Annotated in this window: 23 protein-coding genes, 5 tRNA genes and 1 pseudogene; 9 read left to right on the top strand and 20 right to left on the bottom strand. The window is 32.8% G+C overall.

Annotated features, from left to right (window positions below; genetic code table 11):
• Positions 1 to 16: 16 nt before the first annotated feature.
• From rplJ to Q0663_RS03960, 19 genes are all read right to left on the bottom strand, one after another.
• Entirely contained in the window at positions 17 to 535 is a 519-nt protein-coding gene (rplJ, locus tag Q0663_RS04050; protein ID WP_299006737.1) for a 50S ribosomal protein L10, read from the bottom strand.
• A 21-nt stretch (positions 536 to 556) separates the two neighbouring features.
• Positions 557 to 1,246 (bottom strand): 50S ribosomal protein L1, encoded by a 690-nt coding sequence (rplA, locus tag Q0663_RS04045; RefSeq protein WP_099214074.1) that lies wholly within the window; start codon positions 1,244 to 1,246, stop codon positions 557 to 559.
• Positions 1,247 to 1,266: 20 nt separating this feature from the next.
• Positions 1,267 to 1,704, bottom strand: coding sequence for a 50S ribosomal protein L11 (rplK, locus tag Q0663_RS04040; protein WP_047790105.1), 438 nt, complete (start codon positions 1,702 to 1,704; stop codon positions 1,267 to 1,269).
• Between the two features lie 64 nt (positions 1,705 to 1,768).
• The gene (gene nusG / locus Q0663_RS04035; protein ID WP_299008059.1) at positions 1,769 to 2,317 is read right to left on the bottom strand and encodes a transcription termination/antitermination protein NusG; all 549 of its coding nucleotides are present in this window, start codon (positions 2,315 to 2,317) and stop codon (positions 1,769 to 1,771) included.
• Between the two features lie 2 nt (positions 2,318 to 2,319).
• Complete coding sequence (gene secE / locus Q0663_RS04030; RefSeq protein WP_299006726.1) at positions 2,320 to 2,511, bottom strand: preprotein translocase subunit SecE; 192 nt, start codon at positions 2,509 to 2,511, stop codon at positions 2,320 to 2,322.
• A gap of 52 nt (positions 2,512 to 2,563) precedes the next feature.
• Positions 2,564 to 2,636: transfer RNA gene (locus tag Q0663_RS04025), tRNA-Trp, on the bottom strand.
• A 59-nt stretch (positions 2,637 to 2,695) separates the two neighbouring features.
• Positions 2,696 to 3,883 (bottom strand): elongation factor Tu, encoded by a 1,188-nt coding sequence (gene tuf, locus Q0663_RS04020; RefSeq protein ID WP_299006723.1) that lies wholly within the window; start codon positions 3,881 to 3,883, stop codon positions 2,696 to 2,698.
• A gap of 75 nt (positions 3,884 to 3,958) precedes the next feature.
• Positions 3,959 to 4,031, bottom strand: a tRNA-Thr gene (locus tag Q0663_RS04015).
• Positions 4,032 to 4,042: 11 nt separating this feature from the next.
• Positions 4,043 to 4,115: transfer RNA gene (locus tag Q0663_RS04010), tRNA-Gly, on the bottom strand.
• A gap of 23 nt (positions 4,116 to 4,138) precedes the next feature.
• Positions 4,139 to 4,221, bottom strand: a tRNA-Tyr gene (locus Q0663_RS04005).
• 43 nt (positions 4,222 to 4,264) lie between these two features.
• Positions 4,265 to 4,338: transfer RNA gene (locus Q0663_RS04000), tRNA-Thr, on the bottom strand.
• 99 nt (positions 4,339 to 4,437) lie between these two features.
• Positions 4,438 to 4,743 carry a ribosome-associated translation inhibitor RaiA gene (raiA, locus tag Q0663_RS03995; protein WP_299006720.1) on the bottom strand — a complete coding sequence of 102 codons (306 nt, stop codon included), beginning with the start codon at positions 4,741 to 4,743 and terminating at the stop codon, positions 4,438 to 4,440.
• Between the two features lie 14 nt (positions 4,744 to 4,757).
• A complete protein-coding gene (locus tag Q0663_RS03990) occupies positions 4,758 to 5,645 on the bottom strand; it encodes a tyrosine-type recombinase/integrase (RefSeq protein ID WP_299006718.1) in 888 nt (295 codons plus the stop codon).
• A gap of 85 nt (positions 5,646 to 5,730) precedes the next feature.
• Positions 5,731 to 5,928, bottom strand: coding sequence for a 30S ribosomal protein S21 (rpsU, locus tag Q0663_RS03985; RefSeq protein WP_028892869.1), 198 nt, complete (start codon positions 5,926 to 5,928; stop codon positions 5,731 to 5,733).
• 377 nt (positions 5,929 to 6,305) lie between these two features.
• On the bottom strand, positions 6,306 to 7,472 hold the full coding sequence (locus tag Q0663_RS03980; RefSeq protein ID WP_299006714.1) for an acyl-CoA dehydrogenase family protein: 1,167 nt from the start codon (positions 7,470 to 7,472) through the stop codon (positions 6,306 to 6,308).
• A 25-nt stretch (positions 7,473 to 7,497) separates the two neighbouring features.
• Positions 7,498 to 8,397, bottom strand: a complete 900-nt coding sequence (locus Q0663_RS03975; RefSeq protein WP_299006712.1) for a helix-hairpin-helix domain-containing protein — start codon at positions 8,395 to 8,397, stop codon at positions 7,498 to 7,500.
• 11 nt (positions 8,398 to 8,408) lie between these two features.
• A complete protein-coding gene (locus tag Q0663_RS03970) occupies positions 8,409 to 10,100 on the bottom strand; it encodes a sodium:alanine symporter family protein (RefSeq protein ID WP_299006710.1) in 1,692 nt (563 codons plus the stop codon).
• Positions 10,101 to 10,478: 378 nt separating this feature from the next.
• Positions 10,479 to 11,483, bottom strand: a complete 1,005-nt coding sequence (locus tag Q0663_RS03965; protein ID WP_299006708.1) for a TrkA family potassium uptake protein — start codon at positions 11,481 to 11,483, stop codon at positions 10,479 to 10,481.
• A complete protein-coding gene (locus Q0663_RS03960) occupies positions 11,480 to 11,707 on the bottom strand; it encodes a PspC family transcriptional regulator (RefSeq protein WP_099214064.1) in 228 nt (75 codons plus the stop codon). The genes Q0663_RS03965 and Q0663_RS03960 overlap by 4 nt, the downstream gene beginning before the upstream one ends.
• Before the next feature lie 113 nt (positions 11,708 to 11,820).
• Between Q0663_RS03960 and uvrA the strand changes: the two genes are divergently transcribed.
• The 5 genes from uvrA to Q0663_RS03935 all read left to right on the top strand — a co-directional run bounded on the left by uvrA (position 11,821) and on the right by Q0663_RS03935 (position 21,799).
• Positions 11,821 to 14,643: an excinuclease ABC subunit UvrA gene (gene uvrA, locus Q0663_RS03955; RefSeq protein ID WP_299006704.1), complete on the top strand. Its 2,823-nt coding sequence runs from the start codon at positions 11,821 to 11,823 to the stop codon at positions 14,641 to 14,643.
• Positions 14,644 to 14,654: 11 nt separating this feature from the next.
• Positions 14,655 to 15,488 carry an alpha/beta hydrolase-fold protein gene (locus Q0663_RS03950; protein ID WP_299006699.1) on the top strand — a complete coding sequence of 278 codons (834 nt, stop codon included), beginning with the start codon at positions 14,655 to 14,657 and terminating at the stop codon, positions 15,486 to 15,488.
• 153 nt (positions 15,489 to 15,641) lie between these two features.
• On the top strand, positions 15,642 to 16,352 hold the full coding sequence (locus tag Q0663_RS03945; protein WP_299006695.1) for a TIGR00730 family Rossman fold protein: 711 nt from the start codon (positions 15,642 to 15,644) through the stop codon (positions 16,350 to 16,352).
• A 92-nt stretch (positions 16,353 to 16,444) separates the two neighbouring features.
• Entirely contained in the window at positions 16,445 to 19,228 is a 2,784-nt protein-coding gene (locus Q0663_RS03940) for an aminopeptidase (protein WP_299006690.1), read from the top strand.
• A gap of 117 nt (positions 19,229 to 19,345) precedes the next feature.
• Positions 19,346 to 21,799 carry a thiamine pyrophosphate-dependent enzyme gene (locus Q0663_RS03935; RefSeq protein ID WP_299006685.1) on the top strand — a complete coding sequence of 818 codons (2,454 nt, stop codon included), beginning with the start codon at positions 19,346 to 19,348 and terminating at the stop codon, positions 21,797 to 21,799.
• 81 nt (positions 21,800 to 21,880) lie between these two features.
• Here Q0663_RS03935 and Q0663_RS03930 read toward each other — a convergent pair whose 3' ends face one another.
• Complete coding sequence (locus Q0663_RS03930; RefSeq protein WP_299006681.1) at positions 21,881 to 23,152, bottom strand: DUF2851 family protein; 1,272 nt, start codon at positions 23,150 to 23,152, stop codon at positions 21,881 to 21,883.
• A gap of 121 nt (positions 23,153 to 23,273) precedes the next feature.
• Here Q0663_RS03930 and Q0663_RS03925 point away from each other — a divergent pair, with 121 nt between their 5' ends.
• From Q0663_RS03925 to Q0663_RS03910, 4 genes and pseudogenes are all read left to right on the top strand, one after another.
• Positions 23,274 to 23,906 carry an NAD(P)H-dependent oxidoreductase gene (locus Q0663_RS03925; RefSeq protein ID WP_299006679.1) on the top strand — a complete coding sequence of 211 codons (633 nt, stop codon included), beginning with the start codon at positions 23,274 to 23,276 and terminating at the stop codon, positions 23,904 to 23,906.
• Positions 23,907 to 23,969: 63 nt separating this feature from the next.
• A complete protein-coding gene (locus tag Q0663_RS03920; protein ID WP_299006677.1) occupies positions 23,970 to 25,412 on the top strand; it encodes a sodium:solute symporter in 1,443 nt (480 codons plus the stop codon).
• Positions 25,405 to 25,578 (top strand): hypothetical protein, encoded by a 174-nt coding sequence (locus tag Q0663_RS03915; protein ID WP_299006674.1) that lies wholly within the window; start codon positions 25,405 to 25,407, stop codon positions 25,576 to 25,578. Before Q0663_RS03920 ends, Q0663_RS03915 begins: the two co-directional genes overlap by 8 nt.
• Positions 25,556 to 26,056 (top strand): annotated as a pseudogene (locus tag Q0663_RS03910) (cupin domain-containing protein). Before Q0663_RS03915 ends, Q0663_RS03910 begins: the two are co-directional and overlap by 23 nt.
• The last annotated feature ends 13 nt before the right edge of the window (positions 26,057 to 26,069 follow it).

The raw sequence follows: 26,069 nt of genomic DNA, 5'->3' as shown, positions 1-26,069 counted from the left end.
TTATTAGTGCGCGAAATTATTTTTCTGATAATGTTTGTAAGATACCGGATAACTTACCTCCACCTGATTGTAATGCTGAAACAACATTCTTAGCAGGAGATTGTAATAAGGTAATAATATCTCCAATAAGTTCTTCTCTAGACTTAATGTTAACAAGAGCGTCTAATTGGTCATCTCCAATATAAACAGCCTCTTCAACATACGCTCCTTTTAATAAAGGACGATCTTTTGATTTTTTTCTGAACTCTTTGATAACTTTTGCTGGAGCGTTTGCTGCCTCAGCAATTAACATTGAAGTATTACCCTTTAATACGTCTGGTAACTCTCCGAAATCTTTATCAGAAGCTTCCATTGCTTTTGAAAGCAATGTGTTTTTTACAACAGCCAATTGTACGTTTGCTTTAAAACAAGCTCTACGTAAGTTAGATGTAGTAGTAGCATCTAAACCAGAAATATCTGCTAAATAGATGGTACTTGTATCTGCTAATTGTGCTGTTAAATCTTGTATTACTTGTGATTTTTCCTCTCTAGTCATAATTAAAAAGTTTTAACTGCCTTACGATACAGATTTTACATCTATAGCAACACTAGGACTCATTGTAGAAGACATAAAAATGCTTTTAATATATGTTCCTTTTGCCGCTGTTGGCTTTAATTTAATTAATGTTTGTAATAACTCATTTGCATTTTCTTCAATCTTCGTAGCATCGAAAGATGCTTTTCCAATTGCAGCGTGTACAATACCAGTTTTATCTACTTTAAAGTCGATTTTACCAGCTTTTACTTCTTGTACCGCTTTTGCAACATCCATAGTTACTGTACCAGTTTTTGGGTTAGGCATTAAACCACGAGGACCTAATACACGTCCTAATGGACCTAATTTACCCATAACGCTTGGCATAGTAATAATAACGTCAACATCAGTCCAACCTCCTTTAATTTTCTGAAGGTACTCATCTAATCCAACATAATCAGCTCCTGCTTCTTTAGCTTCTGCTTCTTTATCTGGAGTAACTAATGCTAAAACCTTTACATCTTTACCAGTTCCGTGAGGTAATGTTACAACACCACGAACCATTTGATTAGCTTTACGAGGATCTACTCCTAAACGTACTGCTAAATCAACAGATGCATCAAATTTTACGTTTGTAATCTCTTTAACTAATGCTGATGCATCTTGTAAGCTATAAACTTTAGAGCTATCTACCTTAGCACGAGCTTCTTTTTGCTTTCTAGTAATTGCCATTTCTAAATATCTTTTAAAGTTTAAGCAGGTGCATCACCTGTTACTGTTAATCCCATAGAACGAGCTGTTCCAGCGATCATTCTCATTGCAGACTCTACTTCAAAGGCATTCATATCTACCATTTTGTCTTCTGCAATTCCACGAATTTGATCCCAAGAAACGCTTGCTACTTTTTTCCTATTAGGCTCTCCTGAACCTTTCTTAATTTTGGCCGCTTCTAATAATTGTACTGCGGCTGGTGGAGTTTTTACAACAAATTCAAATGATTTGTCTGTATAAACTGTTATAACAACAGGTAATACTTTACCTTGTTTGTCCTGTGTACGAGCATTAAACTGCTTACAGAACTCCATGATGTTAACACCGGCAGCACCTAAAGCGGGTCCAACTGGTGGCGACGGATTCGCTGCACCTCCCCTAACTTGTAGTTTAACTAATTTACTTACTTCTTTTGCCATTGTTTAAGATTTAACGACGAGTTTAAATTGGAAGCTTAAACCCATCAAAATATAGGTGTAACTATTATATTTTCTCTACCTGCATATAGTTTAACTCTAATGGTGTTTTTCTTCCAAAAATCTTAACCATTACTTCTAACTTACGCTTTTCTTCGTTTACCTTTTCAACAGTTCCATCGAATCCGTTGAAAGGTCCGTCAATTACCTTTACAGTTTCTCCTACTGTGTAAGGAATTGCAACATTTTCATCTTTAACAGAAAGTTCATCAACTTTACCTAACATTCTATTTACTTCTGATTTACGCATTGGTACCGGATCTCCTCCTTTTGTTTCACCTAAAAAACCAATAACACCAGTTACTGATTTAATTACGTGAGGAACTTCACCTGCTAAATTAGCTTCTACCATTACATAACCAGGAAAATAAACTCGTTCTCTGTTTACTTTCTTTCCATTTCGTACTTGAATAACTTTTTCAGTTGGAACGATTACTTGGTTTACATAATCAGACAACCCATGACGTGCTATTTCTGTCTCGATGTAAGTTTTAACCTTATTTTCTTGACCTCCAATAGCTCTTACAACATACCATTTCATCACCGAATCAGCCATCATTAAAACATTTTAAAGAAATTATCTAATCCTGTTTGAAAAACCTTATCTATCCCTGCTACTGCTAAAGCAAAAACAATTGTAAATAACGCTACTACCACTGTAGACTTTTGAGCCTCTTCACGAGAGCTCCATGTCATATTGGTGTTTAATTCTTCAAAAGAATCTTTAACATATTGTACAAAGTTACTCATATTTTATCCTTTTAACGAGTTGCAGTAAAACTACAACTCGTTTTTAATTTTGCACGGGTTGAGAGGCTCGAACTCCCGACACCTGGTTTTGGAGACCAGTGCTCTACCAACTGAGCTAAACCCGTATTTACAAAGGAGTCTCACAAATAAGGAGACTCCTTATAATTTATAATTAAACTATAATTTAGTCTAAAATTTCAGTTACCTGACCAGCTCCTACTGTTCTACCTCCTTCACGGATAGCGAACTGTAAACCAACGTTTAATGCGATTGGCTGAATTAAGTCTACAGTAATAGTTAAGTTATCTCCTGGCATTACCATTTCTACTCCGTCAGGTAAGTTGATGTTACCAGTTACGTCAGTTGTACGTACGTAGAACTGTGGACGGTAGTTGTTATGGAATGGAGTGTGACGTCCACCTTCTTCTTTCTTTAAGATATAAACCTCTGCCTTAAATTTAGCGTGAGGAGTAATTGAACCTGGCTTACAAATTACCATACCTCTCTTAATATCAGACTTATCAATACCTCTTAATAAGATACCTGCATTATCTCCAGCCTCACCTCTATCTAAGATTTGACGGAACATTTCGATACCAGTTACAGTAGATGTTAATTTCTCATCTCCCATACCGATAATCTCTACAGGGTCTCCTGTATTAACGATACCAGTTTCGATACGTCCTGTTGCAACAGTACCACGACCAGTAATTGAGAATACATCCTCGATTGGCATTAAGAAATCTTTATCAGTATCTCTTGGCGGCTCTTCAATCCATGTATCAACAGCTTCCATTAATTCTAAAACTGTATCTACCCATTTTTGCTCTCCGTTTAACGCACCTAAAGCAGAACCAGCAATAACAGGACCATTATCTCCATCATACTCATAGAAAGATAATAAATCTCTTACTTCCATCTCTACTAACTCTAATAACTCCTCGTCATCAACCATATCAACTTTGTTTAAGAAAACAACGATACGTGGAATACCTACCTGACGACCTAATAAGATGTGCTCACGAGTTTGTGGCATTGGACCATCTGTAGCAGCTACTACTAAGATAGCTCCATCCATTTGTGCAGCACCAGTTACCATGTTCTTTACGTAGTCGGCGTGACCTGGACAGTCTACGTGCGCGTAGTGACGGTTAGCTGTTGCATACTCTACGTGAGAAGAGTTAATTGTGATACCTCTTTCTTTTTCTTCTGGAGCGTTATCGATTTGATCAAAAGCTCTCTGCTCAGAAAATCCAGCATCTGCTAATACTTTAGTAATTGCAGCAGTTAAAGTAGTTTTACCGTGATCTACGTGACCAATAGTACCTACGTTTAAGTGCGGTTTCGAACGATCATAAGTTCCTTTTGCCATGATTATTAATTTTAATTCTTAGTTAAATATATTTAGTGTTATTTTTAAACTCTTGTCAAATAAACTCTAAAATAGAGCCAACAACGGGATTTGAACCCGTGACCTCATCCCTACCAAGGATGCGCTCTACCAACTGAGCTATGTCGGCAACGAATTTAGAGCGGGAGACCGGGTTCGAACCGGCGACATTCAGCTTGGAAGGCTGACGCTCTACCAACTGAGCTACTCCCGCAATTTTGCTTCTTAAGATTTTTGTGGGGAGAGCAGGATTCGAACCTGCGAAGTCGTAAGACAACGGAGTTACAGTCCGTCCCATTTGGCCGCTCTGGAATCTCCCCTAAAATCTTAAATCAAAATTTTAATGAACTTTTGTTCTTTTAGAGCCGATGGAGGGACTCGAACCCACGACCTGCTGATTACAAATCAGCTGCTCTAGCCAGCTGAGCTACATCGGCAATTGTTATAAAAAAACAATCCGCTATTTCTAACGGACTGCAAATGTAAAAAGTAATTTTTGATTTTTAAAACTTTTTTCAATTATTTTTTTTGTTTTTTTACACAAGAGCATCTTTCTTTTTTTCTTTAGCCTTTTGCAACTGTCTTTTTAAAGATTCTATAGAAACACTAACACCTTCCTCAAACGTCTTACATTGCTTTTTCACCATTAACTCGTCTCCTGGTATATTAATTTTTACTTCTGTAATTTTATTTTCTTTTTCACTCGTTTTTTGCACTTTCAAAAATACTTCTGCATCAACGATCTTATCATGAAACTTTTCTAATCCCCCTACTTTTTTCTCAATGTAATCTATTAATTTTTTGTCTGCTGAGAAATTTACTGATTGCGTGAATACCTTCATAATTCTTCGATCTTTTACGTTGACTCTCTAGGATGAGCCTTATTATACACTTTTTTTATTTGCTCCAAGCTATTATGCGTATATACTTGGGTGGCGGCTAAACTTGAATGCCCTAGTAATTCTTTAACCGAATTTAACGACGCACCGTTATTTAATAAATGCGTTGCAAAAGCATGCCTTAAAATATGAGGGCTTTTTTTTGCTTTTGTCGACACCCTACTAAAGTACAAATTTATTATTCGGTAAACAAGAGTTTCATAAATTTTAACTCCCTTTTTAGTTACAAAAAGTGCTTCTTCATTTTCTATTTTATATACTTTTTTTTCGGATAAATATTCCTTTAATGTTCTATAGACTGAAGGCAAGATTGTTACATATCGTTCTTTATTCCTTTTTCCTAAAATTTTAATTGTTTTTCTTGAATGATCTACATCTTTCTCTTTAACATTTATTAACTCAATTCTTCTCATTCCTGTTGAATACAATAATTCAACAATTAATCGATCTCTTATAGATTCAAAATCGGAAGCTTCATTTAGTAACTTCAACACCTCTTCTACTTCATTTTGATCAAATGGTGTTTGAATTTTCTTTTGAACTTTTAACGCTTTATGACTCGCTAACGGATTTGTCGTTACTTCACCTATTTTTTGTAAAAACTTATAAAAAGTTTTTAGTGAACTTACCTTTCTATTTACACTTCTATTAGAAACACCACTATTTACCAAACTAACAATCCATGTTCGTATTTGGTTATAATGTATGTTTTCTAAATCTTCTTGTTCAAATTCAACCTCACAAAAATCTTTAAATACAATTAAATCTGTTTTGTATGCCTGTATAGTATGTTTCGAATAGTTTTTTTCATAAGCTAAGTATTCTAAAAAAGCTTCAATAAACATATATCTTTCTTTTTATTAAAATGAAGGTACAAAAAAAACCTGTATTGTGATCAACACAGGTTTTTATACATTATAAGGATGATTACTATCCTACTTCTTCTTGAGTTCTTAATCTCTGAACGTAAGATGCTTTAATCATTTGAGCACGTTTAGCTACAGATGGCTTTGTAAATTGCTTTCTGTTACGTAATTGCTTCATCGTTTTTGTACGATCAAATTTACGCTTATAACGTTTTAACGCTCTATCGATATTCTCTCCTTCTTTAACTGGAATGATTAACATATTTTTGCACCCCCTTTCATTGTAGTTTTCTATATTTTTAAAACCTTTTGATAAAACACAGTATATCAGAAGATTATGTTGTTTTTAATTTATTGGACGGCAAAGATACAAAGTATTGATTGAAAACCAACCATTTTTAAACTTCTTTTATAAAAAAAATCCTGTTATCTAAAACAAGATTCTTACTCAGTAGTTTTCGACCAACTTATGTTGCTGGTTTATATTCTTTTTTATCTATTACTATTTTAGCAATGCGAAAACGCATTTTCGCAAAATTGGAAATTAACAACACTAGGTAGCTGGCTTGTATTCTTTTTTATCTATTACCATTTTTGCGATGCGAGGACGCATTTTCGCAAAATTGGAAATTAACAATACTAGGTAGCTGGCTTGTATTCTTTTTTATCTATTACCATTTTTGCGATAATCTCTTTTAAGATTTCAGAAGTTCCCCCACCGATTGGTCCTAAACGACTATCTCGAAGTAAACGTGCCATAGGATATTCTTCCATATAACCGTAACCTCCTAACAATTGTAATGCATCGTAAATTACCTCATCTGCCATTTTAGTTGACAGTAATTTACTCATACTTGCTTCTTTCACCACATAAATACCGTCATTTAATCGTTTCGCAATAGAATAGTTGTATTCTTTACACATATCTACTCTACTTGCCATTTCAGCAACTTTATGACGTAAGGCTTGGAATTGATCTAATGTTTTACCGAATGCTTGACGTTCACTCATGTATTGCACAGCATAATCAACAGCGTATTCTGCACGTGCATGCGCGTTAATTCCCATAATTAATCTTTCCAACGCAAAGTGTTGCATGATATACGGAAATCCTTTTCCTTCTTCACCCATTAAGTTTTCAGCAGGAATTACCACATTATCAAAAGCGATTTCAGCAGTATCAGAAGCTCTCCAACCTAATTTATCTAATTTAGTTGATGAGATTCCTGGAGTATCTCTATCAACCATAAAAATACTCATGCCTTTATGCTTGTCTTCAGGGTTTGTTTTGGCAGCTACTACTAAATAATCAGAATACACTCCATTTGTAATAAAAGTTTTTGAGCCGTTAAGTACATAGGTGTCTCCTTTTTTTACTGCTGTAGTTCGCATTCCAGCCACATCACTTCCACCAAAAGGTTCAGTAATACATAAACATCCTATTTTATCACCTTCGATACTTGGTGTTAAGTATTCTCTTTTAATACGATCGTCTCCTTCTTTATTTACATGTGTCATGGCTAAATAAGCATGCGCCCACATATTAGCTGCGAAACCTCCTGAATTCACTTTTTGTAATTCTTCTAAAAAGATTACTGTATAAAAAAGGTCTAAACCTAATCCACCATATTCTTCTGGTTGATTTAAACCAAAGTATCCCATTTCACCGAATTTTTTCCAGATAAAACGTTCAACAGTTCCTTCTTTTTCCCATTTATTTATATGCGGAACAACCTCTTTTTGTAAAAAATCTTTAAAACTTTGACGAAAAGACTCGTGCTCTTCAGTAAAATACATACTGTTCATTCGTTCTCTAATTGTTTGTTGTTTGTTATTGTGCTTCCAAATATATAACTATTCTATCGTATTTGTCTAGTGGAAAATCTTTAATATTTCTTAATTCTGAAATATTTTGAAGTTCTGCCACCTCATCTCTATACTCAAAAATCTTTTTACATAGTTCATAATCTATATATGGATTTTTCAGTACTTCTTTAAAAGTAGCAGTGTTTACATTTACTTTTTCTATAATTGGTTTATCTATAATCTTAAATATTTTTAATACCTCGTTAGCAGTTTCTTTATTCAACCCCCAAACCTCATACAATTGAGACGAAAGCGAATATCCTTGTAGCTTATTTCTGTACTTTATAATTCTCGTAGCAAGCACTTCTCCTACACCACTAACAGTTTCAAAATCTTGTTGTGTAGCTTTATTAATATCGTTGGTGGAAGTTTTATATATCTTGCTATATATAGGTTTTTCGAAAGAACTCGTTTCAGCAGTTTTATTCTTCTTTTGATTTTCTCTTTTCACTACCCAGTCTGGAAATTTAAAGTATGGAGAAATTATAGCCAACAAACTATCAGAAATCTTTGTTACTTCTTTAAAGTCTTTAACTGAGTTAATCCATTTATTTTGTTTTCTATAATTGTGCAATCTATCAATTTCCTCTGCCGACATCCCTAGCTGATAACCTTTAAAGTCTGTTATATAATTTGGATTGAAAGGATATCGTTTAGGTTTTCTTTTATCCATTTCAATTCTTTTCAAACTATCAATAGTATTTTGAAAAGCCACTAACTCTTTTTTGTTTACGTCTTCTACTTTTTCCGAAGAAAAATCTACATATACATATATAAGTTGTAAAACAACTATTACAAGTAATAAAAAGAAAACCCCATTTCTTTGTCGTTTGTTATACCAGAAATGGGGTTTAAGTATTTTCATCTTCTTAATTTTTAATCTTCAATTGCTTCCTTTTTTAGGTTAATAGCATCTAGATATCTTTTTAATTGTTTTTTAACTACTGGCATTAATAAGTATAAACCTACCATATTAGGAAACACCATTGCAAATATCATTGCGTCTGAAAAATCCCAAATAGATTTCATACTAGCCGCAGCACCAATTACCACGAAAGTTAAGAATAAAAATTTATATGTTAAATCAGCTCTTTTACCTCTACCAAATAAAAACTTCCAAGACTGTAACCCGTAGTAAGACCATGAAATCATCGTTGATACTGCAAATAACACTACTGCAACAGTTAAAAACACATTTGAATAAGGTATATATGCTGCAAATGCTTTAGAAGTAATTCCTGCTCCTTCATAGGCTACACCATCAATAAACACAGATCCTGTACCATCTCCTCCGTATTCAAAAGCTCCTCCAAAGTTAAAGATAATAATAACCAACGCTGTCATTGTACATATTAATACAGTATCTATAAACGGCTCTAATAATGCCACTAAACCTTCAGATGCAGAATATTTTGTTTTTACTGCTGAGTGTGCAATAGAAGCTGAACCTGCCCCAGCTTCATTTGAGAACGCTGCTCTTTTAAAACCTACTAACAACACACCAATAACACCACCAACTCCAATTGCTGTTGGGTTAAATGCTTCAGTAATAATTAAAGAAATAGCATCATCAATTAAAGAGAAATTAACTCCTAAAATATACAAACAAGCTAATAAATATAACAACGCCATGAAAGGAACTACTTTTTCAGTAACCGAAGCAATTCTTTTAATTCCTCCAATAATAATAATTCCTACTAAAATTGCCAACACAAGACCTATTATAGCTCCGGCTGCTGTACTTTCTAACCCTAACAATTCTTTAATTACAATTGTTGCTTGGTTTGATTGAGCAGCATTACCACCACCAAAAGATCCTCCAATACAAAACACTGCAAAAGCACCAGCTGCAATTTTACCTAAAGTTGCAAAACCTTTTTCTCTTAATCCTTTTGATAAATAGTACATTGGACCTCCATAAACAGTTCCATCTTTACCGACATCTCGGTAATGAACTCCTAAAGTACATTCAACAAATTTTGTTGACATCCCTAACAAACCGCAAATAATCATCCAAAAAGTAGCTCCTGGACCTCCTAAAGCAATTGCCAAAGCAACCCCTGCAATATTACCATTTCCAACTGTACCTGAAACAGCTGTTGCTAACGCCTGGAAATGCGACACTTCTCCTTCATGACTTTCATCTCTTATGGTATCTTTTATATCTCCATCGATTTCTAAGTCACTATGTAAGCTTTCAATATTCTCTATGTGCTCTTCAATATCATCAACCTCATTCATATCTACTCCTTGAGCTATACCATCTTCACCATACAATAATTGCGCACCATGTTTTTCAATATCTTCATATTTCCCTCTTACAACATTAATTGCTGTAAAAAAGTGACGAATATTTGGAAACCCAAAATAGAGCGTAAAAAAAGCGGCACTTGCCACTAACAAAATCAATACAAAAGGAGTTCCGAATACAGGAAAGAAAATTACACTGCTAAAAAAATCAGATATAGGCTTAAACGCTTCATCAATTTGTTGATCCAAACCTTTTTCTTGTGCAAATGTTAACATCGGCGTAATTAAAAACAGCAATGCAAGTAATCTTTTATTCATAATGTATATATTAGTTTTTTTGATTTAGTGCTCGCAATATCATAAAAAAATGAACTTACGACAAGTTTTAATCGTTAAATATGAATATAAGATTAGTTTTTCTTTAATTTTTTGTAAATCTTACTTAGGTTTTCAGTAAGGGTTTAGATGTATTTTTTTCTGTTTTTTTTACCCCTTAGTTTTTACTGTACTTTAAGCACTATTCTTCGCCTCCCATTTACAAACCTTAAGTTTATAGACTTTTTTATAAAGTAAAAAAGAAAGTATTTTAATTTATTTTTCGCAATTATTATGACAGGATTTTAAAGAAATATCATCAGTTAGAACTTAGAAAAGACAAAGTAACCTTACAATCAAACTGTCTTGTTTTTCTCTTTTTTAAAACAACCTACGTAAAGTTTTTATTTGCTCTGGACGTCCCAGAACAATAAGATTCCCCCCCGCTTCTAGCTTTACTTCTGCTTCAGGATTTATAATATACTCCTTACTTGGTGTACGGTAACCGATAACGGTACATCCGGTCTTTTTACGAAGATCTAAATCTAAAATTGTTTTATCTAAGTATTTTTCTGGCAAATCATTAATAGCTACTTCTTCTAAGTTTGCTGTAGTTTCTCCTTCAATAGTTAATCTATCTACAAACTCAATTACATCTGGAGTTACTACTAAAGATGCCATATGCGAGCCTCCCAACTTATCGGGCATAATCACATTATCAGCCCCTGCAATTTTTAACTTATTGTAAGATGTTTCTTTCGAAGCTCTACTTATAATTTTACAATCTTTATTTAACTGTTTTGCTGTTAATACTACAAATAAATTATCGGCATCTGAAGGTAATGCTGTAATTAAATTATCGGCATTCATTATACCCGCTCTCAATAAAGTTTCGTCAAGCGTAGCATCTCCTTCAATTGTTAACACCCCTTTTTCATCTAACTGTTTAACGATTCCTTCATACTTTTCAACCACAACTATTTGTTTTTTATAACTTTTTAATTTCGAAATAGCTTGTCTTCCATTTCTCCCATAACCACAAACAATAGTGTGTCCTTGTAATTCTTCTATTTTTTTTTGCACTTTTTTTACTTTTATTTGATGAAAAAATTGCCCACTGATTAAATATTCTGAAAACGATGAAACTGCATAACCAATGACAAATAAACTCGATATTATTAAACCTATGGTAAAGAGTTTTTCTCCTACTCCGAACGGATGCACTTCTCCGAATCCGATGGTACTTATTGTAATAGTAGTCATGTAAAGTGCATCGACAAACGAATATCCAAAAAGCAGGATATACCCCAACACACCAAGCGCCACTATTGACGAGGAAAGAATAATTGCTCTATATAACCTTGATTGAAATACGGTGTTTGTCATAAATCAAAAACGGAAGTTCTTTTGGTGTAAATCATATCTTTTAAACGCAATAAAAACGCCATGGTTAAGTACAACCCGAATGACAAACCTACAGTAACAAATGATATATAAATAAAAAATAAACGAACATTAGTAGCTCGCATACCTAAACGGTCTGCAAATCGTGAAGACACATTGAATCCGTGTCGTTCAAAAAAATGTCGTACAGAATGGATAAATTTCATTTATTAATTAAGTTTTATTCGCAATATACTCTTTTCAGTTTATTTGTTGATAATCGCTGCTTCAAAATAAATTTGGTTTTGGTAACTTTGCTGTTTTTGGTAAAATCCTCACTTTGAAAGAACAAGAATACATAGAAGTTTACGGAGCTCGAGCTCATAATTTAAAGAATATTGATGTTAAAATTCCTCGTGAAAAGCTAGTTGTAATTACTGGCTTAAGTGGTAGCGGGAAATCTTCTTTAGCTTTCGACACCATTTATGCTGAAGGACAACGTCGATATATCGAAACATTTTCTGCCTATGCACGTCAGTTTTTGGGCGGTTTAGAAAGACCAGATGTTGATAAAATAGACGGACTTTCTCCTGTAATTTCTATTGAACAAAAAACAACCAATAAAAGTCCTCGTTCTACTGTAGGAACGATTACTGAAATTTACGATTTCCTTCGTTTACTGTTTGCCCGCGCAGCAGATGCTTACTCCTATAATACAGGTGAAAAAATGGTAAGCTATTCTGACGAGCAGATCAAAGAATTGATTTTAAAAGATTTTGACGGCAAACGTATTGCCATTCTTGCACCATTAATTAAATCGAGAAAAGGGCATTATCGTGAATTATTCGAACAAATTTCTAAACAAGGTTTTGTTCGTGTTCGTGTGGATGGAGAAATTAGAGAAATTGAAAAGGGCATGAAACTCGATCGTTACAAAACGCACGATATAGAAGTCGTTATCGATCGATTAGCCGTGAATGATGCTGCTGAAAAACGTCTAGAAGAGACTATTAAAACTGCCTTGTACACGGGTGATAATATTTTAATGGTAATTGATGTTGATGATGAAAAGCCTCGTTATTTTAGTCGTGAACTCATGTGTCCTACTACGGGAATCGCTTACCCTAACCCTGAACCTAACACTTTTTCGTTCAACTCACCAAAAGGAGCTTGTTCACACTGTAACGGACTAGGGATTACCAACGAGATAAACCATCAAAAAGTAATTCCAGACAATGACATTTCTATAAAAAATGGAGGAATTGCACCTTTGGGTGAACAAAAAAACAGTTGGATTTTTAAACAACTTCAAACTATTGCTGAGCGTTATAACTTTAAACTAACCGACCCTATAAAAAGTATTCCTAAAGAAGCTATGGAGATTATTCTTCATGGAGGAAAAGAAAAATTTGAAATTCAATCAAAAACTGCGGGAGTTACCAGAAATTATGAGATTGACTTCGAAGGTATCATTGCCTTTATTGAAAATCAGTACAAAAACTCAGAAAGCACTTCCATCAAGCGTTGGGCAAAAGGTTTTATGGATGAAGTTACTTGCTCTATTTGTGATGGAAAGCGCTTAAAAAAAGAAGCACTTCATTTTAAAATTACCGACAAAAACATTAGTGACTTAGCACAAATGGATGTGCTAGAATTAGCCAGTTGGTTTCAAAAAGTTGACAACAAGTTATCGAAAAAACAACTAACTATTGCTGCTGAAATTTTAAAAGAAATACGTACTCGAATTCAATTTTTATTGGATGTTGGGTTAGATTATTTAACATTAGACAGAACTTCAAAATCTCTTTCTGGTGGAGAAGCCCAACGTATTCGATTGGCTACACAAATAGGTTCACAACTAGTTGGTGTTTTATATATTTTAGACGAGCCTAGTATTGGTTTACATCAACGTGATAATCAAAAATTAATTGACTCTTTAATTAAACTTCGTGATGTTGGAAACTCTGTTTTAGTGGTTGAACATGATGAAGATATGATTAAGAATGCTGATTTTGTTTTGGATATTGGTCCTGGTGCAGGTAGACATGGAGGAGAAATTGTTAGCGAAGGCAACTTTGACGATTTAAAAAGTCACGATACCCTTACTGCTGACTATTTATCGAGAAGAAAAGAAATTGAGGTTCCTAAAAAACGTCGTGAAGGAAACGGGAAAACAATCTCGTTAAAAGGCGCTTCTGGAAACAACTTAAAAAATGTTTCCGTTGAATTTCCTTTAGGAAAAATGATTTGTGTCACAGGTGTTTCTGGTAGTGGAAAATCTACCTTAATTAATGAGACTCTATACCCTATTTTAAACGCGCACATTTACCGAGCAGTAAAAAAACCAATGCCTTACAAAAAAATTGAAGGCTTAGAACACATTGATAAAGTTATTGATATTGACCAGTCTCCTATTGGTAGAACTCCACGTTCAAACCCTGCTACTTATACAGGGGTGTTTAGCGAAATACGTAGTTTATTTGCAAAAACTCCAGAAGCCTCTATTAGAGGGTATAAACCCGGTCGTTTTAGTTTTAATGTAAAAGGTGGACGTTGTGAAACCTGCCAGGGTGGTGGTGTTCGTGTAATAGAAATGAATTTCTTACCAGATGTTCACGTAGAGTGTGAAACTTGCCAAGGAAAACGTTTTAACCGAGAAACTTTAGAAATTCGTTATAAAGGAAAGTCAATTTCTGATATTTTAGAAATGACAATTAACGAAGCTACAGCATTTTTTGAACACATTCCTAAAATCTATAGAAAGTTAAAAACAATTAAAGATGTTGGTTTAGGATACATTACACTCGGACAGCAATCCACTACTCTTTCTGGAGGTGAAGCCCAACGCATTAAATTAGCTTCTGAATTATCAAAAAGAGATACAGGAAATACCTTTTATATACTGGATGAACCAACAACTGGGCTTCATTTTGAAGATATCCGTGTATTAATGGAAGTATTAAACAAATTAGCAGATAAAGGAAACACCGTTTTAATTATTGAGCACAACTTAGATGTTATCAAACTCGCCGATTACATTATTGACATTGGTATGGAAGGTGGTAAAAAAGGTGGTAAAGTATTAACCTTTGGGACTCCTGAAGAGGTTGCTAAACATAAAACAAGTTATACTGCAAAATTTTTAAAGAAAGAACTAAACTAAAAACCCAAGCTATGATGAAGAATTATTTTTACATTCTATTCCTTTTTACCTCAATTGCATGTAATACAGAAAAACAAGAGGTTAAAACAGAAAATAAAAAAGAGCAAATTTCTATCGGTGAAGTAGCTACTTTAAGCTCTTCTATTTTAAATAAAGACAGAAATTTAAACATTTATTTGCCTCATGGCTATCACCCTGACTCGACTAGAACCTATAATACTATTTACTTGTTAGACGGCTCTAAAGAAGAGGATTTTAAACACATTGCTGGACTGGTTCAGTTTATGCAATTATCAGCTCAAATGCAACCCACAATTGTTGTAGGTATTGAAAATATTGATAGAAATAGAGATTTTACACACCCGAGTAAAGATAGCTTAGATCGTAAAGATTTTCCTACCCATGGAGGCTCAGAGAAATTCATTCGTTTTTTAAAGGAAGAAGCACAACCGCACATCAACAAAAACTATAAAACCAACAATCATACAACATTAATTGGTCAATCGTTAGGAGGCTTATTAGCTACGGAGGTTTTATTAAAAAACCCAAGTATGTTTAACGATTATATTATTGTAAGTCCGTCGTTATGGTGGAACGAATACCGAATGCTAAAAAACATTGATAGTTTGTTAAACAATCAGCAGTTTTCTAATCCAAACGTGTTTTTATCTGTTGGAAAAGAGCATCCTGCTATGAATGAAATTGCTGACTCTTTAGCAAAAAAACTCGATAGTAAAAGTGACATCAACTGTATTTATAAACCAGATTATGATGAAGATCATGCAACCATACTACATCCCGCAGTACATGAAGCATTTAAAACACTTTATAAAAAAGAGCACTAAAATATATTTTTTCAAACACCACACTACAACTACCTTTTAGGTAGTTTTTTTCTTTTACCTTTTTTCTATTGTTAAAAACCGCTAAATTAGCAGGCTTGCTAAAATTTAAATTTTCAGCAAATAATTTGTTATTTAATATAAAAGAGAAGAATTATGAGTCCGAATGATGACAGAAAAATTAGAGAAAAATTACAACAAAAAACTTGGAACGAAATAAAAACAAACGATTCTTGGGCTATATTTAAAATCATGTCTGAGTTTGTAGAAGGTTATGAAAAACTAAGTAAAATAGGACCTTGTGTATCTATTTTTGGTTCTGCCCGTACAAAAACTGATGATCCATATTATAAATTAGCCGAAGAAGTCGCCTATAAATTAACACAAAGTGGTTTTGGTGTTATTACAGGTGGTGGACCAGGTATAATGGAGGCAGGTAACAAAGGTGCTCATCGTGGTAAAGGAACCTCAGTAGGGTTAAACATTGATCTTCCTTTCGAACAACATGATAACCCTTGGATCGATCGAGATAAAAACCTGAACTTCGATTACTTTTTTGTTCGTAAAGTAATGTTTGTAAAATACTCTCAAGGTTTTGTGGTTATGCCTGGTGGTTTTGGCACTATGGATGAGCTTTTTGAAGCAATTACGTTGATTCAAACCAACAAAATTGGTCGTTTTCCTATTGTATTGGTAGGTAGAAAGTTTTGGGGAGGTTTATTAGACTGGATTAAAAACACTTTAATCGAAGAAGGTAATATTAGTGAAAAAGACCTGAATCTATTCAGGGTAGTTGATACTGCTGATGAAGCTGTTGAACATTTCAATAAATTCTATGCTAAATACCAATTAAAACCAAATTTCTAAAAATATTTATCTTTAAAGCTCGTTGAATTTACATCGAGCTTTTTTATTTAATGTTGAAAGAAAAAACAATCCTTTTTATATGTATATTTTTTTTGTACTGTTTTAAAATAACAGCTCAAAAAAACACAGTTGATATCAAAGCCACTCTTGATGTAAAAAATGACCTTCTTCATATTCAACAAAAAATAATTTACTTCAACAAATCTACTTCAAGTACAACGGAATTCTACCTACATAATTGGGGTAATAGTTTTATTAATAATAATACTCCATTAGCTAAACGTTTTATTGAAGATTATAAAAATGATTTCCACTTCTCCAAAGATAAAGACAAAGGTTTTAGTTATATAAAAAACTTGACTGTTAACAACAAACCTGTCACCTATAAAGAAAAAAACAAACAACCTGATATCCTCAAAATCCACCTTAATGAAGAGCTAAAACCTAAAGACAGTTTAATTATAAAAACATCTTATTTTCTAAAAATTCCAAACGCTAAATATACAGAGTACGGAAAAACGAAAACAGGGTATCATTTACGCTTTTGGTATATAACACCTGCAGTTTTTGATGGTGAATGGCACCTCATGAGTAACATAAATCTAGATGATTTATACGAAAACCTTTCTAGCTATAACATTTCTATTGAAGTTCCTAAAAATCATTTTGTTGAAAGCAACTTATATCAATATAAAACTGACGGAAAAAACTCTACTGATTACTACTTAGTCGGAGCTAACAAAAAAGATATTATATTACATATAGATTCCATTAAAACATTCAAATCTTTCAAAATAAAAGATAAAGAAATAAAAACTGACGCCTATTTAAATAGTATATCAAACATGGAAACTACTCAAATTATAAACAGGCAAATACAGTTTATTGAAAGCTTCTTTGGAAAACATCCACACCCTGAAATTCTTGTTGATGTTCGTACTGTAAGTAAAAATTCTTTGAATGAAATTTATAGACTTCCTAAATGGTTGAAACCCTACCCTAATAACTTTAGATGGGAAACAAGCTTTTTTAAAGCTTTAGTACAAAAATATTTTGATGATATAATAATTCAAAATACCAGAAAAGACTATTGGCTAACAGATGGCTTACAAACCTTTTTAATGATGGAATACATCAAAGAATACTACCCCAATGTCACTCTTTTAGGTAAATACTCCAAGTATTGGCCTATAAAATCATACAATATCTCTCAATTAAAGCAAAATGATAAATATGCTCTTATTTATCAATTTAGCTCCCGTAAATTCTATGATCAACCTTTAACCATTTCTAGCGATTCTCTTTCTAATTTCAATAAAAAAATTGTTAGTAAATATAAAGCAGGACTTGGTTTTAAGTACCTTCAAGGTTTTGTTGGAGATACTATTTTAAAAAAATCTATAAAAGAGTTTTATATTCAACATCAACTTAAACCTTCGAATAATAGTGATTTCGCTAATATTCTTCAAAAAAACACTTCTAAAGATTTACAGTGGTTTTTTGGAGATTATATTACTACTAACAAAAAAATAGATTATAAAATAAATAACGTTTCTTTTTCAAAAAACAAAGATTCTCTATATATAACTATTAAAAACAAAAGAAACTTCTCTGCTCCAGTAGCTTTATATGGAATTCAAAATAAAAAGATTAAATTTAAAACATGGATAACTGATGTTGACTCAATAAAAACAGTAAAAATTAAAAGAGGTGATTTTAAAAAGCTAGCACTAAATTATGAAAATATCTACCCAGAATTTAATTTATTAGATAATTTCAAAAATGTAAACAACACCCTCATTAATAAACCTCTAAAGTTTCGTCTTTTTAAAGATTTTGAAAACCCTTATTATAATCAATTATTTTATTATCCTGATTTTAAATATAATTTATATGATGGATTGATATTAGGTTTTAACATCAATAACAAGTCAATCATTAATAGAAATTTTGAATTTAGCATCACTCCTAATTACAGTACAAAAAGCCAGAATTTGACAGGCTCTTTTGAAGTTTCCTACAATCACTTTCTTAAAAGCCCTAACCTATATAAAATACGTTACGGAATTGGCGGAAGTAACTTTCACTATGCCCCTGAGCTAGGGTATAACACATTCTTCCCATTTATCAATTTTCAGTTTAGAAGAAATTCACTTCGTGATATTAGTTCAAAGTCATTCACTGCACGTCTAATTAGTGTCAATAAAGAAGTTCCTTCCAGTGAAATCAAAAGTGACAAAGACAAATATAATATTTTCAACTTACGTTATATCAATAACAAGTTTGATGCAATAAAAAGCATTAGATATGCTTTAAACGCCGAATTAAACTCAAGCTTCAGTAAAATCTCAACCGACATTAGGTATAAAAAATTCTTTTCTGCTAACAAAAGCTATGAAGTTCGATTTTTTGGAGGACTCTTCTTATCAAACAAAACAGAAGGCAATTACTTTAGCTTTGGATTAAATCGCGGAAATGATTACTTGTTTGAGCAAAATTTATTTGGTCGCTCAGAAAGTGAAGGTATCTTTAGTCAGCAGTTTGTCGTTGGTCAAGGAGGTTTTAAATCTAAATTTAAAGAACCATACTTTGCTAATCAACTTATAACATCTATTAATACCAGTGTAAGCGTATGGAAGTGGGCAGAAATTTATAATGACGTTGCCATGTTAAAAAACAAAAATACCTCTCCAAAGTTTTTTTATGAAAACGGTATTCGATTAAACTTCCTTCCTGAAATATTTGAATTTTATCTTCCTATTTACACCAATGAAGGTTTTGAAATCAATAAAAGAGCCTATCCTTCAAAAATTAGGTTTATCATCACGACTGATATTGATCAGATTTATAACTTTATTAGAAGAGGTATATTATAGATACTTCAATATTTTTTGATTTTCCGCTTTATTTTTGAAAAATATGCAATGAAAAGAGAAATTTTTAAATTTCAACTAAAAAACCTATCTTTGTAACCATACCTAAATTAGATGATTATGATGCAAAATACCGAAATAGCTAATACTCAACAGCTTTCTTTTCAAGATTTTAAAAATGAAGTTTTAAAGGACTATAGAATTGCTCGTATTAGTCGAGAATGTAGTTTATTAGGAAGAAGAGAAGTTTTAACAGGTAAAGCTAAATTTGGAATTTTTGGAGATGGTAAAGAAGTACCACAGTTAGCTATGGCTAAAGCTTTTCAAAATGGAGATTTCAGATCAGGTTATTATCGTGACCAAACCTTTATGATGGCTATTGGAGAATTAACTCCACAACAATTTTTTGCAGGATTATACGCACATACTGATATTGATATTGAGCCTATGTCTGCCGGTCGTCAAATGGGAGGACATTTTGCAACACATTCTATAGATGAAAACGGTAACTGGAAAAACTTAACCGCTCAAAAAAATTCATCATCAGATATCTCTCCTACTGCAGGACAAATGCCTCGTTTATTAGGATTGGCACAAGCATCTAAAATTTACAGAAACGTTGAAGGATTAGAAAAACACACTAATTTTTCAATCAACGGAAACGAAGTTGCTTGGGGCACCATTGGTAATGCTAGTACAAGTGAAGGATTGTTTTTTGAAACAATCAACGCAGCTGGTGTTTTACAAGTTCCAATGGTGATGAATGTTTGGGATGATGAGTACGGAATTTCAGTACACGCACGTCATCAAACTACCAAAGAAAGCATTTCTGAAATTTTAAAAGGATTCCAACGTGAAAACGAAAGTAACGGGTATGAAATCTTTGTAGTAAATGGATGGGATTATGTTCAGCTAATCGACACTTATAACAAAGCTTCTCAAATTGCAAGAGAGCAACATATTCCTGTATTAATTCATGTAAAAGAATTAACGCAACCTCAAGGACACTCTACTTCTGGTTCTCACGAACGTTACAAATCGAAAGAGCGTTTACAATGGGAGCAAGAATTTGATTGTATTGCTCAAATGCGTAAATGGATTTTAGAGTTTGAATTAGAAAATGAAGACGGAGAAACTTTAAAATTTATTGATTCTGAAGAAGATTTAATCAATATTGAAAAAGAAGCGAAAAAAGAAGTTAGTAAAGCTAAACGTGATGCTTGGAGCGCATATACAAACGAAATAAAAGCAGAAGTAGCCGAAGCTATTGCTTTGTTAGATACCATTGCACAAAAAAGTAACAACGGTTCTTTCATTTCAAAATATAAAAATGATTTAGCCGCAATTTCTGAACCAATTAGAAAAGATATTTTAGTAGCTGCTCGTAAAACGTTACGTTACTTAAGAGATGAAGATTTCACTGAAAAAACTGCACTTCAAAACTTTATTAAAACTTCAATTGATAAAGCTGCTGTAAAATATTCAGCTCATTTATTAAGTGAAACTGAATTAGCTACTGAAAATATTCCTGCCGAAGCTCCAACCTATGCTTCAGAAAAAAATATGGTAGATGCACGTATTATTATGCGTGATAACTTCGAGGCTATTTTAGCTAAACACCCTGAAGTATTAATTTTTGGTGAAGATGCTGGTTATATCGGAGATGTAAACCAAGGATTAGAAGGTTTACAAGAAAAATTTGGTGAGTTACGTGTTTCTGATACTGGAATTCGAGAAGCTACCATTTTAGGTCAAGGTATTGGAATGGCAATGCGTGGTTTACGTCCAATTGCTGAAATTCAATATTTAGATTATTTATTATATGCTTTACAAATTATGAGTGACGATTTAGCAACGCTACGTTACCGTACTTTTGGAAAACAAAAAGCTCCTTTAATTATCCGTACCCGTGGACATCGTTTAGAAGGAATTTGGCATTCAGGTTCACCAATGGGTGGAATAATAAACAACGTAAGAGGAATTCATGTATTAGTTCCTCGTAACATGACGAAAGCTGCTGGATTCTACAACACTTTATTAGAAGGTGATGACCCTGCTTTAGTAGTAGAATGTTTAAACGGATACCGCTTAAAAGAAGAGCTACCAACAAACTTAGGAGATTTTAAAACTCCAATTGGTGTTGTTGAAACTATCAAAGAAGGAAATGATATCACCATTGTTTCTTATGGTTCTACCCTACGAATTGTTGAAGAAGCTGCTAAAGATTTAGCACAAGTAGGTATAGATGTAGAAATTGTAGATGCGCAAAGTTTATTACCTTTTGACTTGAATCATGATACAGTTAAATCGGTAGCTAAAACAAATCGTTTATTAGTTGTTGACGAAGATGTTCCTGGAGGAGCTTCAGCGTATTTATTACAAGAAATTGTTGAAAATCAAAATGGTTACAGGCATTTAGATAGTAAGCCACAAACATTAACAGCAAAAGCACATAGACCTGCTTATGGTACTGATGGTGATTATTTCTCTAAACCATCTGCAGAAGATATTTTTGAAAAAGTATATGAAATTATGCACGAAGCGAATCCTGCTAAATTTAAAAGTTTATACTAATCTTGGTAGAAGATAGACTGCTTCGCTTTTTATATAAAAGAATATAGATGAATCTCGTGAGTTTTAAATTCACGAGATTTTTTATTTACGCAATAAACCATTACCAACAGCACATTGCAAGCATTGTTTCTTTGAACAATAGTTGTTTTTCAATTCTAACAAAGCTTGAGTTTCAAAAGCATTTTTCGGTACAATTTTCAACGCTGAAAACTTGCTGATAATTGAATTCTTTTCTGGTTTTAATTGTTGTATCAACTGCAATAATTTTTCTTCATTTACCGATCCTCTTTCTTGTTCGTACACAAATTTTAAAGGGATAATCGTATTGATGACCAATAAATCAACAAACGATTTAGTTAATCTTTTCGGTGATTTTTTTGAAGTAGTTTCAAACGTATAGTGGGTTTTCCAAAAGTCATTCACTTCCACCGAAAACAACATATAAAAATCTTGTAAACGAGAAACTTCTAGTATTTGAGAAAACAAATGTTGATGTCTGAAATATAACGCCATAAACTGCGCTATCCGAATCGTTGGAAAGTTATTCGGTCTCATTCTAAAAAATTGAAATCGATTTTTTGCTAAAGGCTGTAACTGATGTTTGTGCTGTAAGTATTTGTACTCTTTTTGTAGTTGTTGATAGTAACCATCTTCAACTTCATCTTCTAAAAATCCCGCTTGTCCAAACAATAAAGCAGACAATTGTTCTTCGTTAAATCGAACCTTTCTCAATACTGAAAAATCAAACGATTGTGCCAGTTGTAAAAAAGTTGCTCCGTTTACTTTCAATCCAAAATTTTTGGCTAACAACTGAAACAGCACCGCTTCATAATCATTATTTGATTGCTGAAGTAATTCTTTTATAAAAACTGACTTGTTTTCTAAACGTTCAAAATACAAACGCTCTAACCAATTATTCAATAAAAAGGAATCTACTTCATTGATTTGTTTTTCACAGGGAATCCACCGTTGTTCTGCTGAAAACAATTTTTGATAGTTCTCTAACACTTCTTTTTGAACAAATTCTTCCAAAGCTACCGTAGGTAAAGGAAGATTATTTTTCATAAACACATCAGCATCATAACTCCAAACCACATGCAGAATAACAGCATCAAAATTTGCGTCTTCCTCGTGATGATGCGCATACCAATCTGATGACTTTATATGAATTTCAACATTTCCTACCCATAACTGATCATCAATCTTCAATTTTGCGTTTAAAAAATCTGGTCCTGAATTCGTATTATAACTTCCTGAATCTAGAACTTCAATGACTCCTCCTTTTACTGATGTTAAGCTTGCTTTGTTAAATAATTTGTATTGCCACAAAAAGTGTAAAAATTCTTCTTTCATACGCTATCTTTTTCACTTTCAATGTACAAAATATTTCTATGATACTATAAATATTAATTATTCAAAGTATTTTTAGGCAACTTTTTATTCCTCTATTTTTGCTGAGTAAAAAACAAACCACATGAACAGCATTGAAAATTTACAGTGGCGTTATGCCGTTAAAAAATTTGACGAACATAAATTTCTTTCCGAAGAACAAATCAATATTTTAAAAGAAGCATTTAACTTAACAGCCACTTCCTATGGATTACAACCTGTAAAAATGGTTGTGGTTAAAAACAAAGATTTACAACTACAATTGGTGGCACATTCTTGTAATCAACACCAAGTTGCACAGGCTTCTCATTTATTGGTATTGTGTACCCCAAAAGAACTTACTACTAAAGATGTTGAGAGCTATTTTAAATTAGTAAAAGACATAAGAAACACACCCGATGAAATTTTAAATCCTTTCAAAGAGTTTTTAACTAACGATATAGAGAATAAATCTCCTGAAGTATTATTCCATTGGATGAAAAACCAAGCATATATTGCTTTAGGAAACTTAATGACTGTTGCTGCAAATGAAAAAATTGACAGCTGCCCTATGGAAGGTTTTGTTCCTGAAAAATATGATGAGATTTTAGAATTAGATAAATACAACTTACAATCAGTTTTAGTGTTACCTGTTGGTTTTAGAGCAGAAGATGACTACATGAAAGACTTAAAAAAAGTTCGTAGAAAAACAGAAGATGTCGTTATTGAGCTTTCTTAGATAATGTTAATTATGAATTACGAATGATAATTTTAGTACATTCGTAATTCATAATTTAACTATATGCAACCGTTACATATACTACTCCTTATTTTAGCCTATTTTGGTGTATTAATTCTTATCTCATACATCACAGGTAAATCGGCAAACAATCAAACATTTTTTAAAGCAAACAACTCATCTCCTTGGTATTTAGTTGCCTTTGGTATGATTGGAGCATCATTATCTGGAGTTACTTTTATTTCGGTTCCTGGTTGGGTTGAAGGTGACAAAATGAGTTATATGCAAATGGTACTAGGGTATGTATTAGGTTATGCCGTTATTGGATTGGTACTACTTCCACTCTATTACCGATTAAATTTAACTTCTATTTACACCTATTTAGAGGGACGTTTCGGTAGACATTCATATAAAACAGGTGCCTCATTTTTCTTACTCTCAAGAACTATTGGTGCTGCCTTTCGTTTGTTTTTAGTGGCCAATGTATTACAATTAATTTTGTTTGATGCTTATGGAATTCCGTTTTGGGTAACGGTAACCATTACCATTTTACTTATATGGCTATATACTTTTAAAGGAGGTATAAAAACTATTGTATGGACAGATACTTTACAAACGCTGTTTATGCTAATTGCTGTTGGAGTTTGTATCGTAATGATAAAAGATGAAATGCAAATTGATAATTTGTTTTCATATGTAACAGATAATAGCTTATCTAAAACTTTCTTTTTTGACGATGTAAAGGCTGGTAATTATTTTTGGAAACAATTCTTTTCAGGAGCTTTTATTTCAATTGTAATGACAGGTTTGGATCAAGACATGATGCAAAAAAACTTGACCTGCCGCAATTTAAAAGATGCTCAAAAAAACATGTTTTGGTTTACCTTTGTGCTAGTCATTGTTAACTTCTTCTTCTTAGCTTTAGGAATCCTGTTAACTGATTACGCTACAGCAAATGAACTAAACGCTCATAAAGACAACTTATTTCCTACTATAGCAATGAGTGGTGATTTAGGATTGGCTACTTCTCTATTCTTTTTACTTGGTTTAATTGCAGCAGCATATTCAAGTGCTGATAGTGCTTTAACTTCGTTAACTACATCCTTTAGTATTGATATTCTAGAAATTGATAAGAAAGATAACGAAGAAGAAAAAGAGAAAACACGAAAGAAAATCCATGTACTATTCTCTTTTATTTTAGTCGCTACCATCTTAATTTTTAAATATTTTATTGCTAACGAGAGTGTAATTGCTAAAATATTCCAATTTGCTGGTTACACTTATGGACCGCTATTAGGTTTATATGCTTTCGGATTATTTACCAAGCTAAATATAAAAGACAAGTTAGTTCCTATCATTTGTTTAATTGCTCCAGTGCTAACCTATGTTATTAGTTTTTACAGCAAAGAAAAACTCGGGTTTGACTTTGGATTCTTTGTATTGATATTAAACGGATTCTTAACTTTCTTAGGGTTGTTAGCTATTAAAACATCAAAAAATGGCTAAAAAAGGAAAAGCAAAAAACACAGTAAACAAAGCGAAGCATACGCGCTTGATGAAGCAGAAAGAAAATAAACTTCGTTTAGAAAAACAACGTACCAAAGAACGTTTAAAAGCAATTATTAAAAAAGTAAACGAACAAAAAGGAAATGACAGCTCAACAAATAATTAAAAAGTTTGACTTAAAGGAGCATCCTGAAGGCGGTTTTTATAAAGAAACATACAGAAGCAACGGAATAATTAAAAATGATCACTTAAATTCTTACTTTGTAGGTGATAGAAATTACAGTACTTGTATTTATTTTTTATTGACTTCTGAAAAATTTTCTGCTTTTCATAAAATCAATCAAGATGAAATTTAGCATTTCTATAAAGGAAGTACTTTAAAACTACATATGATTTCTCCCGAAGGAAGCTACTCTTTTGTATTGATTGGAAATAACATAGAAAATAATGAGCAGCCACAATTTGTAGTTCCGGCTGGTTACTGGTTTGCTGCTGAAGTTAGTAAAGAAAACTCATATGCTTTTACAGGTTGTACAGTTGCTCCTGGGTTTGACTTCAACGATTTTGTTTTACCTAAAAGAGAAGAACTCATACAATTCTTTCCACAGCATAAAGAAATTATAAGTAAACTAACACACTCTTAGTAATTTCAACTTT

Origin of the sequence: uncultured Tenacibaculum sp., assembly GCF_947504135.1 — a bacterium.
In the GTDB taxonomy this organism is placed as follows: Bacteria; Bacteroidota; Bacteroidia; order Flavobacteriales; family Flavobacteriaceae; genus Polaribacter.
This window is presented reverse-complemented; position numbering and strand designations above follow the sequence as displayed.

Bases quoted from the DNA above. Each gene is read 5' to 3' on its own strand.
- raiA (WP_299006720.1), bottom strand. From the start codon at position 4,743: ATGAAGGTATTCACGCAATCAGTAAATTTCTCAGCAGACAAAAAATTA.
- Q0663_RS03945 (WP_299006695.1), top strand. From the start codon at position 15,642: ATGAGTCCGAATGATGACAGAAAAATTAGAGAAAAATTACAACAAAAA.
- Q0663_RS03960 (WP_099214064.1), bottom strand. From the start codon at position 11,707: ATGAAATTTATCCATTCTGTACGACATTTTTTTGAACGACACGGATTC.
- rplJ (WP_299006737.1), bottom strand. From the start codon at position 535: ATGACTAGAGAGGAAAAATCACAAGTAATACAAGATTTAACAGCACAA.
- rplK (WP_047790105.1), bottom strand. From the start codon at position 1,704: ATGGCAAAAGAAGTAAGTAAATTAGTTAAACTACAAGTTAGGGGAGGT.
- Q0663_RS03915 (WP_299006674.1), top strand. From the start codon at position 25,405: ATGGCTAAAAAAGGAAAAGCAAAAAACACAGTAAACAAAGCGAAGCAT.
- rplA (WP_099214074.1), bottom strand. From the start codon at position 1,246: ATGGCAATTACTAGAAAGCAAAAAGAAGCTCGTGCTAAGGTAGATAGC.
- Q0663_RS03975 (WP_299006712.1), bottom strand. From the start codon at position 8,397: ATGAAAATACTTAAACCCCATTTCTGGTATAACAAACGACAAAGAAAT.
- nusG (WP_299008059.1), bottom strand. From the start codon at position 2,317: ATGGCTGATTCGGTGATGAAATGGTATGTTGTAAGAGCTATTGGAGGT.
- Q0663_RS03965 (WP_299006708.1), bottom strand. From the start codon at position 11,483: ATGACAAACACCGTATTTCAATCAAGGTTATATAGAGCAATTATTCTT.
- rpsU (WP_028892869.1), bottom strand. From the start codon at position 5,928: ATGTTAATCATTCCAGTTAAAGAAGGAGAGAATATCGATAGAGCGTTA.
- Q0663_RS03930 (WP_299006681.1), bottom strand. From the start codon at position 23,152: ATGAAAGAAGAATTTTTACACTTTTTGTGGCAATACAAATTATTTAAC.
- Q0663_RS03970 (WP_299006710.1), bottom strand. From the start codon at position 10,100: ATGAATAAAAGATTACTTGCATTGCTGTTTTTAATTACGCCGATGTTA.
- tuf (WP_299006723.1), bottom strand. From the start codon at position 3,883: ATGGCAAAAGGAACTTATGATCGTTCGAAACCGCACTTAAACGTAGGT.
- Q0663_RS03920 (WP_299006677.1), top strand. From the start codon at position 23,970: ATGCAACCGTTACATATACTACTCCTTATTTTAGCCTATTTTGGTGTA.
- Q0663_RS03935 (WP_299006685.1), top strand. From the start codon at position 19,346: ATGATGCAAAATACCGAAATAGCTAATACTCAACAGCTTTCTTTTCAA.
- Q0663_RS03990 (WP_299006718.1), bottom strand. From the start codon at position 5,645: ATGTTTATTGAAGCTTTTTTAGAATACTTAGCTTATGAAAAAAACTAT.
- Q0663_RS03980 (WP_299006714.1), bottom strand. From the start codon at position 7,472: ATGAACAGTATGTATTTTACTGAAGAGCACGAGTCTTTTCGTCAAAGT.
- secE (WP_299006726.1), bottom strand. From the start codon at position 2,511: ATGAGTAACTTTGTACAATATGTTAAAGATTCTTTTGAAGAATTAAAC.
- Q0663_RS03950 (WP_299006699.1), top strand. From the start codon at position 14,655: ATGATGAAGAATTATTTTTACATTCTATTCCTTTTTACCTCAATTGCA.
- Q0663_RS03925 (WP_299006679.1), top strand. From the start codon at position 23,274: ATGAACAGCATTGAAAATTTACAGTGGCGTTATGCCGTTAAAAAATTT.